The organism is Plantactinospora sp. B24E8 (assembly GCF_039871735.1).
Classification (GTDB): Bacteria; Actinomycetota; Actinomycetes; order Mycobacteriales; family Micromonosporaceae; genus Plantactinospora.
The window spans coordinates 30,663-44,997 of record NZ_JBDPMH010000013.1 but is presented as its reverse complement, the minus strand read 5'-3'; the positions used below and the strand labels follow the sequence as shown (position 1 = coordinate 44,997).

General features: G+C 72.6%; 16 protein-coding genes and 1 pseudogene. 11 read left to right on the top strand and 6 right to left on the bottom strand.

Translation table 11 applies throughout. The features are described from left to right. Window positions 1-48: 48 nt before the first annotated feature. Window positions 49-708, top strand: a complete 660-nt coding sequence (locus tag ABGB21_RS19945) for an alpha-ketoglutarate-dependent dioxygenase AlkB (protein ID WP_347655088.1) — start codon at window positions 49-51, stop codon at window positions 706-708. Between the two features lie 12 nt (window positions 709-720). Here ABGB21_RS19945 and ABGB21_RS19940 read toward each other — a convergent pair whose 3' ends face one another. From ABGB21_RS19940 to ABGB21_RS19930, 3 genes are read right to left on the bottom strand one after another with little or no spacing between them, the layout of a single operon-like run. Continuing rightward, window positions 721-1,161, bottom strand: coding sequence for a hypothetical protein (locus ABGB21_RS19940; RefSeq protein ID WP_347655089.1), 441 nt, complete (start codon window positions 1,159-1,161; stop codon window positions 721-723). Continuing rightward, entirely contained in the window at window positions 1,158-1,664 is a 507-nt protein-coding gene (locus tag ABGB21_RS19935; protein WP_347655090.1) for a hypothetical protein, read from the bottom strand. Before ABGB21_RS19935 ends, ABGB21_RS19940 begins: the two co-directional genes overlap by 4 nt. Further along, complete coding sequence (locus tag ABGB21_RS19930; RefSeq protein WP_347655091.1) at window positions 1,661-2,410, bottom strand: hypothetical protein; 750 nt, start codon at window positions 2,408-2,410, stop codon at window positions 1,661-1,663. The genes ABGB21_RS19935 and ABGB21_RS19930 overlap by 4 nt, the downstream gene beginning before the upstream one ends. A 433-nt stretch (window positions 2,411-2,843) precedes the next feature. On the opposite strand from ABGB21_RS19930, the gene ABGB21_RS19925 reads away from it, so the two are divergent. From ABGB21_RS19925 to ABGB21_RS19890, 8 genes and pseudogenes are all read left to right on the top strand, one after another. Then, window positions 2,844-3,146 carry an urease subunit gamma gene (locus ABGB21_RS19925; protein ID WP_278062759.1) on the top strand — a complete coding sequence of 101 codons (303 nt, stop codon included), beginning with the start codon at window positions 2,844-2,846 and terminating at the stop codon, window positions 3,144-3,146. 11 nt (window positions 3,147-3,157) lie between these two features. Then, window positions 3,158-3,502 carry an urease subunit beta gene (locus ABGB21_RS19920; RefSeq protein ID WP_347655136.1) on the top strand — a complete coding sequence of 115 codons (345 nt, stop codon included), beginning with the start codon at window positions 3,158-3,160 and terminating at the stop codon, window positions 3,500-3,502. Then, entirely contained in the window at window positions 3,499-5,208 is a 1,710-nt protein-coding gene (locus tag ABGB21_RS19915) for an urease subunit alpha (RefSeq protein WP_347678941.1), read from the top strand. The genes ABGB21_RS19920 and ABGB21_RS19915 overlap by 4 nt, the downstream gene beginning before the upstream one ends. Window positions 5,209-5,214: 6 nt before the next feature. Continuing rightward, window positions 5,215-5,916 carry an urease accessory UreF family protein gene (locus ABGB21_RS19910; protein ID WP_347678939.1) on the top strand — a complete coding sequence of 234 codons (702 nt, stop codon included), beginning with the start codon at window positions 5,215-5,217 and terminating at the stop codon, window positions 5,914-5,916. Beyond that, the gene (gene ureG / locus ABGB21_RS19905; RefSeq protein ID WP_347678937.1) at window positions 5,906-6,670 is read left to right on the top strand and encodes an urease accessory protein UreG; all 765 of its coding nucleotides are present in this window, start codon (window positions 5,906-5,908) and stop codon (window positions 6,668-6,670) included. Before ABGB21_RS19910 ends, ureG begins: the two co-directional genes overlap by 11 nt. Further along, window positions 6,670-7,515, top strand: a complete 846-nt coding sequence (locus ABGB21_RS19900) for an urease accessory protein UreD (protein WP_347678935.1) — start codon at window positions 6,670-6,672, stop codon at window positions 7,513-7,515. Before ureG ends, ABGB21_RS19900 begins: the two co-directional genes overlap by 1 nt. A gap of 69 nt (window positions 7,516-7,584) precedes the next feature. Continuing rightward, window positions 7,585-8,199, top strand: coding sequence for a transcriptional regulator (locus ABGB21_RS19895; RefSeq protein WP_347678933.1), 615 nt, complete (start codon window positions 7,585-7,587; stop codon window positions 8,197-8,199). Continuing rightward, window positions 8,196-9,608: pseudogene (locus ABGB21_RS19890) on the top strand (pyruvate, phosphate dikinase); the annotation flags it as partial. The gene ABGB21_RS19895 and the pseudogene ABGB21_RS19890, both read left to right, overlap by 4 nt. Here ABGB21_RS19890 and ABGB21_RS19885 read toward each other — a convergent pair. Further along, on the bottom strand, window positions 9,608-10,369 hold the full coding sequence (locus ABGB21_RS19885; protein WP_347678931.1) for a hypothetical protein: 762 nt from the start codon (window positions 10,367-10,369) through the stop codon (window positions 9,608-9,610). The pseudogene ABGB21_RS19890 and the gene ABGB21_RS19885 overlap by 1 nt on opposite strands. A gap of 58 nt (window positions 10,370-10,427) precedes the next feature. Here ABGB21_RS19885 and ABGB21_RS19880 point away from each other — a divergent pair, with 58 nt between their 5' ends. Then, complete coding sequence (locus tag ABGB21_RS19880; protein WP_347678929.1) at window positions 10,428-11,234, top strand: PLP-dependent aminotransferase family protein; 807 nt, start codon at window positions 10,428-10,430, stop codon at window positions 11,232-11,234. Window positions 11,235-11,323: 89 nt separating this feature from the next. On the opposite strand, the gene ABGB21_RS19875 is transcribed toward ABGB21_RS19880, so the two are convergent. Continuing rightward, window positions 11,324-12,616 (bottom strand): hypothetical protein, encoded by a 1,293-nt coding sequence (locus ABGB21_RS19875; RefSeq protein WP_347678927.1) that lies wholly within the window; start codon window positions 12,614-12,616, stop codon window positions 11,324-11,326. 314 nt (window positions 12,617-12,930) lie between these two features. Between ABGB21_RS19875 and ABGB21_RS19870 the strand changes: the two genes are divergently transcribed. Continuing rightward, window positions 12,931-13,248 carry a DUF6176 family protein gene (locus ABGB21_RS19870; RefSeq protein WP_347678925.1) on the top strand — a complete coding sequence of 106 codons (318 nt, stop codon included), beginning with the start codon at window positions 12,931-12,933 and terminating at the stop codon, window positions 13,246-13,248. Window positions 13,249-13,446: 198 nt separating this feature from the next. Here ABGB21_RS19870 and ABGB21_RS19865 read toward each other — a convergent pair whose 3' ends face one another. Next, window positions 13,447-14,331 (bottom strand): NAD(P)H-binding protein, encoded by an 885-nt coding sequence (locus ABGB21_RS19865; RefSeq protein WP_347655101.1) that lies wholly within the window; start codon window positions 14,329-14,331, stop codon window positions 13,447-13,449. Between the last annotated feature and the right edge of the window lie 4 nt (window positions 14,332-14,335).

The following is a 14,335-nucleotide window of genomic DNA, read 5'->3' as shown; positions in this document are numbered from 1 at the left end:
GACACAAAAAATCGAACTGGCGTTCGATCACGGGTTAGGATGGCGGGCATGCCACAGGCCGCCTACCAGCCCTCGATGCTGGACTTCGGGGCCGGGGCCGGGGCTGGCGTCGCGGGCGACGGCGCCGCCCTCGGGCCGCTCGCCGGACGGGTCCGCCGCCACGAGCTCACCCGGGGCGCCTGGGTCGACCACCTGCCCGGCTGGGTCCAGGGCTCGGACGCCGTGCTGACCACACTGCTCACCGAGGTCGACTGGCAGGCCGAACGCCGCCGGATGTACGACGACGTGGTCGACGTACCCCGGCTGCTCCGCTGGTACGGCGCCGGGGAGCCGCTGCCGCATCCGCTGCTGACCGCCGCCCGTACGGCCCTGACCCGGCACTACGCCGCCGAGTTGGGTGAGCCGTTCGTCACCGCCGGCATGTGTCTCTACCGCGACGGGCGGGACAGTGTCGCCTGGCACGGTGACACCCTCGGCCGCTCGGCCACCGTCGACACGATGGTCGCGATCGTCTCCTTCGGGTCGCCACGACCGCTGCTGCTCCGGCCACGCGGCGGCGGGTCGAGTCTGCGCTTCCCCCTCGGTCACGGCGATCTGGTGGTGATGGGTGGCTCGTGCCAACGCACCTGGGAGCACACGATCCCGAAGACCTCCCGGCCGGTCGGCCCCCGGGTCAGCGTGCAGTTCCGGCCCGTCGGCGTCGCCTGAGCCCCGGCATCCTCAGCGCGGCCGGGGAACGTCGTCCGCCCACGGCCCGTCGCCAGGCGTGCGCTCCGGCGCGCTGCTGCTGGAGACGAGGACCCGAAGCTGGTCGATGGTCGCGGACGGGGCGAGGATGGCCGCCCGCCACCGTCGGATCATCGCGGTGGCCTCGCGGACCACCGACCGGAGTTCGCTGATCTCCCGGGTCGCCGCCTCGACCTGGCGACGCGCGCGGACCGTCTCCGCCTCCAGCTCGGCGACCCGCGCCTTCAACGGTTGGACCAGGATCAACGCGGTGTCGGTCAGGACGTCGGCGGCGTCGGCCTTGAACTTGCGGCGTTGCACCAGCACGGTGGCGACGGCCGTGATTCCCCCCGCACCGCCGAGCACGCCGATGACGGAAACCAGGATCTCGACCCAGGGCGGACCGGACGGAGGAGGTGGGCTGGGCGTGGTCACGGTGGATCTCTTTCTACGAGTTCTACGAGCACCGGTACGTCGACCGGGACGTCCGCCTGGTCGGGCCGGGCGAGCCGGCCGAGGTCACGGATGATCTGCACGCCGCGCCACCAGGCGGCGACGGCGACGGCGGCGGTGAAGCTGGCCGCGACGATCCCTGGCGTGCCGACGGTGACCGCCAGGGCGATCGCGTACATGCCGGTGACCGCCCCGAGGCCGACGAGCCCGCCGAGTTCCACGCCGAGCGCGGTGCCGAGTCGTCCCGGCCAACCGAGGCCGAGCAGCCCGACGATCCCCACGGCGACGAGTCCGAACTCCCAGAGCGGTTCCAGGTCACCGGGGATGACGGCGGAGACCGACGGCGGGCTGCCCTCGATGACCGCGAGGACGATCCCGCAGAGCAGCGCGGAAGCCAGGGCCATCACCTCGAACGGATGCCGCGCCGGGCCGATCCGGCCAGGCCGGTCCCGCCCCGGACCGGCGCCGACCAGGAACCGGTTCATGGCAGCACCGGTCGACCGGTGTCGCACCAGACGTTGCTGCCGTGCCAGAGGACGCCAGGCTGCGTCGACCGGAGGACAACTCCGAAGCGGTGGCTCCGACCGAAGACGTTGCGCCTGAAGACCACGTTGGACGCGACCAGCCCGGGACGGAACGTGACCGTGTACGCGCCCCCGTCGCAGTAGTTCTCCTCGAACCGCAGGTGGTGTACCGCGCCACCCACCGACAGACAGGAGTTCACCGACGCCCCCGTACCCGGTTGGTAGCGGCCCAGCCGGTTGTGCCGGACCAGGATGTCGGTCGCGTCGGTGACCTGCAGGCAGTCGTTGTGTGAGCCGGCCGCTCCCACCAGGTCATGGATCCAGCAGTCGACCACGCTGGTCCGCGAGCCGAGCCGGAGCCCGTCCTGGACGTGGTGGATGTTGACCCGCCGGAGGGTGTAGTCGTCGAGGTGGAGGCCGGCGGGCGCCCGGCCCCGCCCATCGATCTCGACATCCTCGACCAGCAGGTTGGCTGCGGAGCCGAGGGTACGGATCGCGAAGCCGGGCCCGTTCGACGTGATCTTCGAGCGGCGGATGACAACGTTCCGGGCGTACACGTTGATGTGGCCGGTGACGTGCAGGTTAGTCACCACCTGGCCGTCCTGCTTGAGCTCGAGGGGTCCCGACGGGGTCAGCACACTGCCGGGTGGTACGCCGGTGCTGGTCGGGCCGGGCCACTGGGTGAGTGGAACGAGTGGTGTGGGCATGGGCTCTCCCGTGAAGACCGTGACGGGCAGGGCATGTGCCGGGCGATTGCCCAACGCCGCTCCGCCCGCCCACTGGTCTTCCGGGGCGCCGCCCCGGGGGCCACTGGCCGGTCCGCCAGGCCGATGATCAAGGATCCCGTCTCCCCGGATACCCCAAGTGTTACAGATGTACCGAGTGCGAGACGTGTGTCGATCAGACGGATCCCGGACAGATCAGTGGCCCCACCCGCTCAGCTCACCGGCGAATAGCCGGGCGGGTGGCCGCCGGGGGCGGACATCCGCGGCGACCGACCGCCGCACCGGCCCGCTGCCGTGTCCGAGCCGCTGCCACGCCGGCCCGCCGCCGTGCCGAACCGCCGCGAACCCCGCGTAACCTCATCGAAATATCTGACTGACACGATCCGTTCAGTTCGTCGCCGTCACGGAGGTGTTGATGTTCCTCACCCGTCACGAGCAGGAACGGCTGATGGTCCACGTGGCGGCCGATCTGGCGTGGCGCAGGCGCGAGCGTGGGCTCCGGCTCAACCATCCCGAGGCGGTCGCCGTGATCACGGCGTTCCTGCTGGAGAGCGCCCGGGACGGGCGTACCGTCGCCGAGCTGATGGAGGCGGGACGGACCGTGCTCGGCCGCGACGACGTACTCGACGGGGTGCCGGAGATGATCGCGGAGGTCCAGGTGGAGGCGACCTTCCCCGACGGCACGAAGCTGGTCACCGTGCACGAGCCGATCCCGTGACCGGGGCGGGCATGATCCCCGGCGAGGTGCTGCCCGGATCGGGCGAGGTGGTTCTCAACCCCGGCCGTCCGGTTCGGACCCTCGCCGTGGTCAACACCGGTGACCGGCCGGTCCAGGTCGGCTCGCACTACCACTTCGCCGAGGCCAACCTTGCGCTGCGCTTCGACCGGGCCGCCGCCTGGGGGCACCGGCTCGCGGTGCCGGCCGGCACCTCCGTACGCTTCGAGCCCGGCATCCATCGTGATGTCGACCTGGTGCCGCTCGGCGGCGCCCGGGTGGTCCCCGGGCTACGCGGCGAGTGCGCCGGCCCGCTCGACGGCGCCGACCCGTCCGGCGACCCCGGGGAGCCGGCGTGACCAGTATCGACCGGCGCCGGTACGCGGCGCTCTACGGTCCCACCGTCGGTGACCGGGTCCGGCTCGCCGACACCAACCTGCTGATCGAGGTCGAGCAGGACCACTGCGGGTACGGCGACGAGGCGGTCTTCGGCGGCGGCAAGGTGATCCGCGAGTCGATGGGGCAGTCCCTGGTCACCCGGGCGGACGGCGCTCCCGACACGGTGATCACCGGTGCGCTGGTGCTGGACCACTGGGGTGTGGTCAAGGCCGACGTCGGGATCCGGGACGGCCGGATCGCCGCACTCGGCAAGGCCGGCAACCCGGACACCATGGACGGGGTCCACCCCGACCTGGTGATCGGGCCGGGGACGGAGATCATCTCCGGAAACGGGAAGATCCTGACCGCCGGGGCGGTCGACAGCCACGTGCACCTGATCTGCCCGCAGCTGCTGGAGACCGCACTGGCCAGCGGAATCACCACGATCATCGGCGGTGGCACCGGGCCTGCCGAGGGGACCAAGGCGACCACCGTCACCCCGAACCCGTGGTACCTCGGCCGGATGCTGGAGGCGCTCGACCCCTGGCCGGTCAACGTCCTGCTGCTCGGCAAGGGCAACACGGTCAGCGAGGACTCGCTCTGGGAGCAGCTGCGTGGCGGGGCCGGCGGCTTCAAGCTGCACGAGGACTGGGGCACCACCCCGGCGGCGATCGACGCCTGCCTGCGGGTCGCCGACGCCTCCGGGGTGCAGGTGGCGATCCACACCGACACGCTGAACGAGGCCGGTTTTGTCGAGGACACCCTGCGGGCGATCGGCGGGCGGTCGATCCACGCGTACCACACCGAGGGGGCGGGCGGTGGGCACGCGCCGGACATCATCACCGTCGCCGCCGAACCGAACGTGCTGCCGTCGTCGACGAACCCGACCCGGCCGTACACCCGCAACACCCTGGACGAGCACCTCGACATGCTGATGGTCTGCCACCATCTGAACCCGACGGTGCCGGAGGACCTGGCGTTCGCGGAGAGCCGGATCCGGCCCAGCACGATGGCGGCCGAGGACGTCCTGCACGACCTCGGGGCGATCTCGATGATCGGCTCGGACTCGCAGGCGATGGGCCGGATCGGCGAGGTGATCATCCGTACCTGGCAGACCGCGCACGTGATGAAGGCCCGCCGGGGGGCGCTGCCCGGCGACGGTGCCGCCGACAACCTGCGGGCCCGCCGGTACGTCGCCAAGTACACGATCTGCCCGGCGGTCGCGCACGGCATCGACGGCGAGGTCGGCTCGGTCGAGCCGGGCAAGCTCGCCGACCTTGTCCTCTGGGACCCGGCGTTCTTCGGGGTACGCCCGCACCTGGTGCTCAAGGGCGGCATGATCGCGTGGGCGCAGCTGGGGGACGCGAACGCCTCGATCCCGACCCCGCAGCCGATGCTGCCCCGGCCGATGTTCGGGGCGTACGGCGTGGTGCCGGCCGCGACCAGCCTCGCCTTCGTGGCCCCGGCCGCGATCGACGCGCTGCTCGCCGACCGGATCGGGCTGCGGCGGGCGCTGGCCCCGGTCGCCGACACCCGGTCCCGGGGCAAGGCCGACCTGCCGTTGAACGACGCACTGCCCCGGATCGAGGTCGAGCCGGACACCTTCACGGTCCGGATCGACGGCGAGGTCGTCGCACCGGAGCCGGTCACCGAGCTGCCGATGGCCCAGCGCTACTTCCTGTTCTGAGGCATCGTGACCACCCCTACCGGGTCGCCCGCCCTGGCCACCCTGCTCGTCCTCGCCGACGGGCGGCTGCCGGCCGGCGGGCACGCCCACTCGGGTGGCCTGGAGGCGGCGGTCACCGGCGGCCGGCTCACCGACCTGCCCGGGCTCGCCGGGTTCCTGCACGGCCGGCTCGACACCACCGGCCGGATCGGCGCCGTCTTCGCCGCCGCCGCCTGCACCGCAGCCGTGCCGGGCGGCGCCGTGGCGGGTGCCGTCGACCGGCGTCGGCTGGACGAGTTGGACGACGGGTTGGACGCCCGCACCCCGTCCCCGGCACTGCGCCGGGCGTCCCGGGTGCAGGGTCGGGCACTGCTCCGGGCCGGTCGGGCGATCTGGTCGGTCGACCCGGCACACCGGGACCGGCACCATCCGGTCGCGCTCGGCATCGTGGCGGCGGCGGCCGGGCTCACCCCGGTCGAGGCGGCGGTCACCGCGGCGTACGGCTCGGTCAGTGGTCCGGCCAGTGCCGCCGTACGCCTGCTCGGCCTCGACCCGTACGCGGTGCACGCGTTGCTCGCCGTACTGGCCGGTGACTGTGACCGGCTCGCCGTCGAGGCGGTCGCCCGGGCCACCGAACCGGTCGACCTGCTGCCCGCCGACTCCGCGCCGCTGCTGGAGATCGGTGCCGAGATCCACGCCAGCTGGGAGGTGCGTCTCTTTGCGTCCTGAACCGCACGAGCACGAGCACGGGTCGGCCGCGCCGCACGGGCATCCCGCCGACGAGGTGCCGCACTCGCATCCGGATCCCGGAGTCGCCCCGCATCCGCCGTTGGCCCCGGCGCCGGCCGGCGGCCCCCGGCCGCTGCGGGTCGGCATCGGTGGCCCGGTCGGCTCCGGCAAGACCGCACTGGTCGCGGCGCTGTGCCGGGCACTCGCCGACGAACTGCGGCTCGCCGTGGTCACCAACGACATCTACACCACCGAGGACGCCGACTTCCTGCTCCGCAACGGCGTCCTGCCCGCCGACCGGATCCGGGCGGTGGAGACCGGCTGCTGCCCGCACACCGCGATCCGGGACGACATCTCGGCGAACCTGGACGCGGTCGAGGAGTTGGAGGCGACTCTCGGTCCGCTCGACCTGGTGCTGGTGGAGAGCGGCGGCGACAACCTGACCGCGACGTTCAGCCGGGGCCTGGTCGATCGGCAGATCTTCGTTGTCGACGTCGCCGGTGGGGACAAGGTGCCACGCAAGGGCGGCCCCGGGGTCACCTCGGCCGACCTGCTGGTGGTCAACAAGACCGACCTGGCGCCGCTGGTCGGCGCCGACCTGTCGGTGATGGCCCGGGACGCCGCCGCCCGGCGTGGTGAGCTGCCCACCGTCTTCCTCTCCCTGGTCGGGGACCCGACCGCGACCGAGGTCGCCCGGTGGATCCGGGGACTGGTGGCCGGCCGGCCCGGTGCCCCCGCGAAGCTGCCGGGCTGATGCGGGCCCGGGCCCGGATCGTGGTCGTCGCCGACCCGTCCCGGGGCAGCCGGCTGGCGACGGTCCGGGGCGAACCGCCGCTGCTGCCGCGCCGTACCCTCTCCGCCGACCCGGCGGATGGGGTGCAGCTGCATCTGGTCGGCGGGGCGGCCGGGCCGCTCGGCGGCGACGACCTGGGGTTGGAGATCGAGGTCGGTCCGGGTGCCCGGCTCTGCGTACGCGGTGTCGCGGCGTCACTGGCGCTGCCCGGGAGAACCGGTGGCGCGTCCCGCCTGCACGTGACGGCCCGGGTGGCGGCCGGTGGTGTGCTGCGTTGGCTGCCCGAGCCGCTGATCGGGGCGGCCGGCTGTGACCACGTCACGGTCACCGAGGTCGAGTGTGCCGAGGGCGCCGCCCTGTGCTGGCGGGAGGAACTGGTCTGCGGCCGGTACGCGGAGCCGGGCGGCGACGTACGGATCTCGACGACGCTGCGGTACGGCGGCCGTACCCTGCTCCGCAACGACCTCGCGGTCGGGCCGCGGGCGCCGGGCTGGTCGGGCCCGGCGGTGCTCGGCGGTGCCCGTGTGGTCGGCTCGGTCCTGGTGGTCGACCCCGCCTGGGCGCGGACCGGCCTGCCACCCGCCGCCGGCTGTCCGCCGACGGCCCGGCCGGGTGTCGTCTCGGCGGCCCGGCCCGACGGTGTCCCGGCCGACCTGCCCACCGACGTCTCGGCAGCGGTGCTGCCGCTGGCCGGTGGTCCGGCGGTGCTGGTCAGCGCGGTCGGCTCCGATCCCCGGGCGGTACGCGCACAGCTCGACCTGCTGTCCGCGATCGAGAAGCCGGACAGGTCGGCGGCACTGGCGTAGCGGGAGCCAGCTGCCCGACAGGAGACCCGGATGTTCCTACCATCCGGATGTTGAGAGTATCTTGGCCCGGTGACCGTCCTGACCGACCAGCGGTGGCTGGTGCTGCACGCCCTCCGGTGCATCGGGTTCGCCAACCTCGCCCGGATCGCCACGGCGACCGGGCTCGACGCGGCCGACGTGGAGTCGGAGCTGATCGACCTCGCCGTCGCCGGACTCGTCCGACACGAGGCCGGCGACTTCGGTGGCTGGGGGCTGACCGGGGCCGGCCGGAACGCCGACACCACCCGGACCGCCGACGAGCTGCGGACCACGGGCACCCGGGCCGCCGTCACCGAGGCGTACGACCGCTTCCTGCCGCTCAACACCGAACTGCTCGACCTCTGCACGGCGTGGCAGACCCGACTGGTCGACGGCATCGTGACGGTCAACGACCACCACGATCCCGGGTACGACGCCCGGGTGCTGGACCTGTTCGTCACCTTCGACCGACGGGCCGAGGTGGTCTGCACCGCCCTGTCGACCGTCCTGCCCCGGTACGGCCGCTACCGCGTCCGCCTCGCCGACGCCCTCGCCCGGGTGACGGCGGGCGAACGGGAGTACCTGACAGACCACCTGGAGGCGTACCACACCGTCTGGTTCCAACTGCACGAGGACCTGCTGGCCACCCTCGGCATCCCCCGATGAGCTGGATCCGTCCACTGTCGACGGAGGTCGACGAGCCGGCCGACGTACTCGGGGCCAAGGCCGCCGGCCTGGTGCTGCTCCGGCGACTCGGGTTGCCCGTACCGCCGGGTTTTGTCGTCACCACCTCGGCGTACCGGGCGTTCCGGCAGGCCGGGCGACTGCCTGACGGGTTGGACGGCGAACTCGCCACCGCGATCGCCGACCTCGAACGCACCACCGGACGCACCTTCGGTGGCCCCGGGCGGCCACTGGTGGTCTCGGTACGCTCCGGCGGCGAGGTGTCGATGCCCGGCATGATGTCGACAGTCCTCAACGTCGGCCTCACCACCGGAGCCACCGCCGGGCTGGCGGCCGAGACCGGCGATCCGCGGTTCGCCCTCGACTCGCGGCTGAGCCTGCTCACCAGCTTCGCCGCCGCGATCGCGGAACAGGGCGGCCCGCCGCTGCCCGACGAGGCGGTCGGGCAGCTCAGGCTGGCGGTGACGGCGGTGCTGGACTCCTGGGACACGCCCCGGGCCCGTACCTACCGGCAGCTGCACGACATCCCAGACGATCTCGGCACCGCCGTGGTCGTGCAGGCGATGGTGTTCGGCAACCGCGACCCGGACAGCGGGACCGGGGTCGCGTTCAGCCGCGACCCGGACACCGGCGAACCGGTGCCGTTCGGCGAGGTCCTGTTCGGACGGCAGGGCGACGAGGTCGTCTCGGGACGGTCACTGACCCGGCCGCTGGCCGACCTCGCCGAACGGCTCCCGGCGGTGTGGGCCGCTCTCCGGCAGGCGATGGAGCGAATCGAGCGGCACTACCGCGACGCCTGCTACCTGGAGTTCACCGTCGAGGCCGGGCAACTGTGGCTGTTGCAGGTCCGTCCCGCGCGGTTCGTCGGCGCCGCCGCCGTCCGGCTCGCGGTCGACCTCGCCGACCAGGGCGTCATCGGACGGGACGAGGCCCTGCTACGGATCTCTCCCCGGCAGCTCCGCCAGCCGCGTACGCCCCGGCTCGCGGTGGTCGACGAGGCCGACGTGCTCGCCCGTGGTCGGGGCGCCGGTCCCGGTGTCGCGGTCGGCCGCGTCGCGACCACCGCCGACCAGGCGGCCCGGATGGCGGCGACCGGCCCGGTGATCCTGGTACGCCCGGAGACCTCCCCGCTCGACCTGCACGGGCTCGCCGCGGCGGTCGGGGTCGTCACCGCGCGGGGCGGCCCGGCCAGCCACGCTGCGGTGGTGGCCCGGGCGCTGGGCAAGGCCGCCGTGGTCGGGGTCGCCGACCTCGTCGTCGCCGACGACACCATCCGGGTCGGGGGACGGACCATCGCCGACGGTACGGTGATCGCCGTCGACGGCACTGCCGGGATCGTCGTGCTGGGTGATCCTCCGGTCACCGGGACCGGGGCCGATCCACACCTGCGTCAACTGCTCGACTGGGCCGACGACGTGTCGGGCGACTCCTCGGACCGGCCCGGAGACGTACGCCTCGAAGCGGCCCACGCCGCCCTCGCCCGCCACCGGGATCCGCCACCGGGCCCGGCCTGAGCACGGTAGGCGAACCGGGAGAGGAAGAGCTGTGCGGTCGGGCCGACCGTGACCGCGTACAGCACGGTGCCGACACCGACCGTGCCACCCAGCAGCCAGCCCAGCACGAGCACGCTCAGCTCGATCAGGGTCCGGACGAGTCGGATCGAACGCCCGGTCACGGCGGCGGCGCCGGTCATCAGTCCGTCCCGGGGGCCGGGGCCGAACCGCGCACCGACGTAGACGGCGATGGACAGCCCGTTGAGCAGCACACCCCCGATCAGCAGACCGGTCCTGGCCGGCAGCGCCAGCCCGGCGGGAACGATCAGTAGGCCGAGATCGGACGAGCAGGCCAGCACGACGATGTTGGCGACGGTGCCGAACGTCGGCCGCTGCCGGAGCGGGATCCAGAACAGCAGCACGAACAGACCGACGACGGCGCTGAGCGTGCCGAAGCTCAACGGGGTGTGCCGCTGCAGTCCCTCGTAGAGCACGCTCCACGGGTTGATGCCGAGTTCCGCCCGGACCATCAGCGAGAGGCTGAAGCCGTACAGGGCGAGGCCGACGAGCAGTTGGGCGAGTCGTCGTACCGGACGTTCGGCGAACGGGACGTAGTCGAGCGGTGGCGTGGACGGAAATGGCTGGGAGGACGCGGTCACGGCGACGAGTCTGTAGGGTGATTGGCCCAGACCGCAGGGCCAATCCGGGGAGAATGGCATGGTCGAGCCGATGCCGCCGAAGTCCACGGACCGGAGCGGGCGCGCCGAGCCCAGTCTCGGTAGCCGGCAGCTCGCCGCCCTGCTGCCCGACCCGGCGGGAGTGCGGCCCGCCTACCGGCAGCTCGCCCAGGCGATCGGTGGGCTGATCCTGGACGGGCGGATCGGACTGCACGTCCGGCTGCCGGCCGAGCGGGAACTGGCCGCCGCCCTGCACACCAGCAGGACCACCGTCACCGCCGTCTACGACCTGCTGCGGGAGAGCGGCTACGCGCACAGTCGACAGGGTTCCGGCACTTGGACGGCCCTGCCGCCGGGACGTACGCCACGTGGTGTGAGTCGGATCCTCAGCCCTCCGGACACCGCGATCGACCTGGCCCGGGCCGCTCCCGGCCTACCGGAGCGAACACTCGGCGAGGCGCTCGGCGAGATCACTCCCCGACTGGCCGAGCACCTGCCCACCCCCGGATACCACCCGTACGGCCTGCCGGAACTGCGGGCCGCCGTGGCCGAGCGGTTCACCCGGCGGGGCCTGGCCACCCGGCCCGAGCAGATCCTGGTGACCTCCGGCGCACAGCACGCCCTCACGCTGATCCTCGGCCTGCTCTGCGCGCCCGGCGACCGGGTCGTGGTGGAAAACCCGTCGTACCCGAACGCACTGGAGGCGATCCGCCGCGCCCGGCTGCGTACGGTGTCCGTGCCGGTGACCGACGCCGGCTGGGACATCGAGATCGTCGAGTCGACACTGCGGCAGGTGGTGCCGCAGTTGGCCTACCTGGTGACCGGCCCGAGCCGTTCGAGGAAGTAGGCGTGCAGCGTCTCGAAACCGGGACTGCCAGCCGCCATCGTCCGATCGCCGGGCCCACTGGACCTCGGCGGACCCGTCCCGTCCTCAATTCAGCCAGCCTGGGTCAGCACATCGTTGAGAATCTTCAACACGTCGTCGCGGCTCTCGGCTGGAGACGAGACGTAGACGCCGATCTGCCAGTGCTCCGACCCGCCGCCGGGATCGCGGAAGAAGTGGCTGGCGACCACCTCGTACAGGCCCTGCGGGTTGCGCTTCGTCTCGACGTAGTAGGTGCGCTCCCGGACCACGGTGGCCCGGCCCGGCTGCTTCATCCAGGCCTCGTTCATCGCCCGGCGTTCGGTTGCCGTACAGGTGGTCTCGCACGGGCGCAGCAGCAGTTTGGCCTGCTGCCGGCTGCCGGGGTTCCCCTCGTCGACGCAGACCCATCCCTTGCTGTCCGGAATCTCCGACCGGCCGCCCAGGCAGCCCCAGGTCTCCGGGGTACGAAACGCGAACGGCCAGTCCGGGAACGTCATCGTGTACGTCGGCTCGCCCGGGGCGTAGGACGGGCCGAGCACCCTGACCGGCGGTACGTCGCGCAGACTCGGCTCCCCCGGCGCGGCAGACGGCTCCCCCGTCGTGGGCGGCTCTCCCGGGGTGGCGGAACCCTGCCCCGGCCCGGCGGAGGGTTCACCCGTTCCCGGCGCCCCGGCCGGTTCCGTCGGCGCCGGAACCGTCGTCGGCCCGGCGACCGGCTTCGGGTCCGGCCCCGGAAGCAGACTGACGACGGCGAACACCCCGGCCACGACCACCAGGAGCAGAACCACACCGCCGGCGATCAGCGCCGTCTTCGCACCGGTGGAGATGCCACCCGACGGGCCGGGCGCGGGCGGATGACCCGGACTGGGCGGCTGACCGGGCCCGGACGCCCAGCCCGGGATGCCACCCGGCACTCCCGGGCTCGGAGGTCCGGCCGTCGGCGGTACGGCGAACGGCGCGCCGTGCGGTGGCATGGCCAGCGGTGTGCCGGGCAGGGGCGCGGCGAAGGACGGGGAGCCCGGGACCGAGCCGCCCGGCAGCCCGGACAGCAGCCGTTCGGCGCCGGGTTGATCCGGTCGCTGGAGCACCGCCGCCCACGGTCGCGCCCCCGACAGGTCGGCCGCGTGCACCGGCAGGTCACCGGCGTACGGGGCGTAAGTGCTGCCACCGACCGCCGCCAGGAACCCGGCCCGTACCTGCGGGTCGGCCGCCGCCGTCCCGGTCAGCACCGCCACGCTCACCGGGACGCCGGAGCGGTCACGTCCCACGTACAGCTCGGCGACGGCGGTCCGGCCCGCCAGTCGCAGGCCGGTGAAGTGGACGGACAGGATGCCGAGGGCGTCGGAGCCGGAAGGGTGGGCCACGATCGGTGACCCTATCGCCGTCAGTCAATCCGCGACGTCCCCGCACGCGGCGCGATCACCAACCTGCGGACGCCGGGTGTCGCCCGACGGTTCCTCCCGGTCGGCGGGAACCACTATCTGATTCGGGTATGGAAATGAGGGTAGGTGACGCCACGGGACGTTGCGCGTACCCATTCTGACGTTAACCTGCGTCACAACCCACGAGTAGGGCAATGAACGTGATCTACCCTGGCCGGGGCCGGTCGGGCGCGCTCGTGGACTTTTCCAGCCACCTTCCCGTGTCGGCCCGACACGGACAGCACGGGGAGATGTCGATGATCAAGATCAAGGTGTCGCGGATCCGTCCGGGCAAGGTTGACCAGCTCAAGGCGTGGCTCGCCGAGGGCATGCGCCGCGCCGACGAGATCCGGGAGACGTTTGCCAACGAGGGCGTCACCCACGAACAGGGCTTCATTCTCGAAACTGCGGACGGGCCGCTTTTTGTCTATGTCGTGGAGTCGGCCGACTACGACGCGGCCGTGCGTGCCTTCCAGGAATCGCCGTACCCGATCGACGCCGAACACAAGGCGGTGCTGGCCGAGGTGCTCGACGGCGAGGTGCCGGTACCACTTCTTCTCGACATCCATATCTGACCGATCGGCCCGACGGATCCTGCCCGACCTGCCGCCACAACAGGTCGGCTCCCGTTTCGACGAGTTTCGGCGTACGGTCTGGGCGGCGAACGCCGTCAAGCAGATCATCGACGACGCCGAGTCGATCCGACGGGCCGCGACGGTCGCCGCCGCCACCGGGTAACCTCCGGCGGCGACCGGGCCAGAGCCACCTCGGCGTCAGGCGTCGACGGCCGGCTTCAGCACGTCGACGCACCACTGGTGGAACGTGGTCGGGGTGCTGGATTCCGGCGTACGCGTGACGCCGTTGTCCAGGCCGTTGTTCTTGGCGACAGCCATGTCGAGCAGGGCCTGGGCCATCGGCTCGGAGTACCCGGCCCGCATCATGTTCGCCTTGTACACCTCGCCTGGAATCTGCTGGTAGCGCACCTGCCGACCGAGCACGTCGGAGATGATCGCGGCCATCTCGTCGTAGGTGAGGTCCTGCGGGCCGAGCACCGGCACCTCCGCGAACCCGGTCCAGGTGTCGTCGCGTAGCAGCCGGGCGGCGACCGCGGCGATGTCCCGGGTGGCGACCAGCGGCGCGGACAGGTCGGGCAGGGACGGGCCGTAGAGGACACCCTGGGCCGCGATCGGGCCGACCTGCCACACCGTGTTGTCCATGAAGGACGGCATGGTCAGGGCCCGGTACGGCACGCCGGTGTCGACGATCAGGTCGTCCATGGCCAGGGTCGCGGTGACGTGCCCGGCGCGCCCGGCCACCGGTGTGCCCCGACCCAAAGCCGAGATGCCGACCACCCGCCCGACGCCGGGTGCCATGAACGCTTCGATCACCGGGCGGGTGAAGCCCGAGAACGCGGCGTCGACGCTCTCCGCACGGTGGTCGGCCGCCACGAGCCAGAAGACGGCGTCGGCACCGGCGAACGCCTCGGTCACGACGGCCGGGTCGCGGTGGGAGCCGCGCACGATCTCGACCCGCTCGGCGACGCCCGGCGCGAGCCGCGCCGGATCCCGGACCACAACGCGGACCGGCGCGCCGGCGTCGAGCAGATTCTGCACCAGCCGGCTGCCGATGTTGCCGGTCGGAGCGGTAACCACGATCATTTTT

What these genes read in the sequence shown, in the direction of transcription:
- ABGB21_RS19945 (WP_347655088.1), top strand. Translation starts at nt 49, where the DNA reads ATGCCACAGGCCGCCTACCAGCCCTCGATGCTGGACTTCGGGGCCGGG.
- ABGB21_RS19935 (WP_347655090.1), bottom strand. Translation starts at nt 1,664, where the DNA reads ATGAACCGGTTCCTGGTCGGCGCCGGTCCGGGGCGGGACCGGCCTGGC.
- ABGB21_RS19930 (WP_347655091.1), bottom strand. Translation starts at nt 2,410, where the DNA reads ATGCCCACACCACTCGTTCCACTCACCCAGTGGCCCGGCCCGACCAGC.
- ABGB21_RS19925 (WP_278062759.1), top strand. Translation starts at nt 2,844, where the DNA reads ATGTTCCTCACCCGTCACGAGCAGGAACGGCTGATGGTCCACGTGGCG.
- ABGB21_RS19920 (WP_347655136.1), top strand. Translation starts at nt 3,158, where the DNA reads ATGATCCCCGGCGAGGTGCTGCCCGGATCGGGCGAGGTGGTTCTCAAC.
- ABGB21_RS19900 (WP_347678935.1), top strand. Translation starts at nt 6,670, where the DNA reads ATGCGGGCCCGGGCCCGGATCGTGGTCGTCGCCGACCCGTCCCGGGGC.
- ABGB21_RS19880 (WP_347678929.1), top strand. Translation starts at nt 10,428, where the DNA reads ATGGTCGAGCCGATGCCGCCGAAGTCCACGGACCGGAGCGGGCGCGCC.
- ABGB21_RS19870 (WP_347678925.1), top strand. Translation starts at nt 12,931, where the DNA reads ATGATCAAGATCAAGGTGTCGCGGATCCGTCCGGGCAAGGTTGACCAG.
- ABGB21_RS19865 (WP_347655101.1), bottom strand. Translation starts at nt 14,331, where the DNA reads ATGATCGTGGTTACCGCTCCGACCGGCAACATCGGCAGCCGGCTGGTG.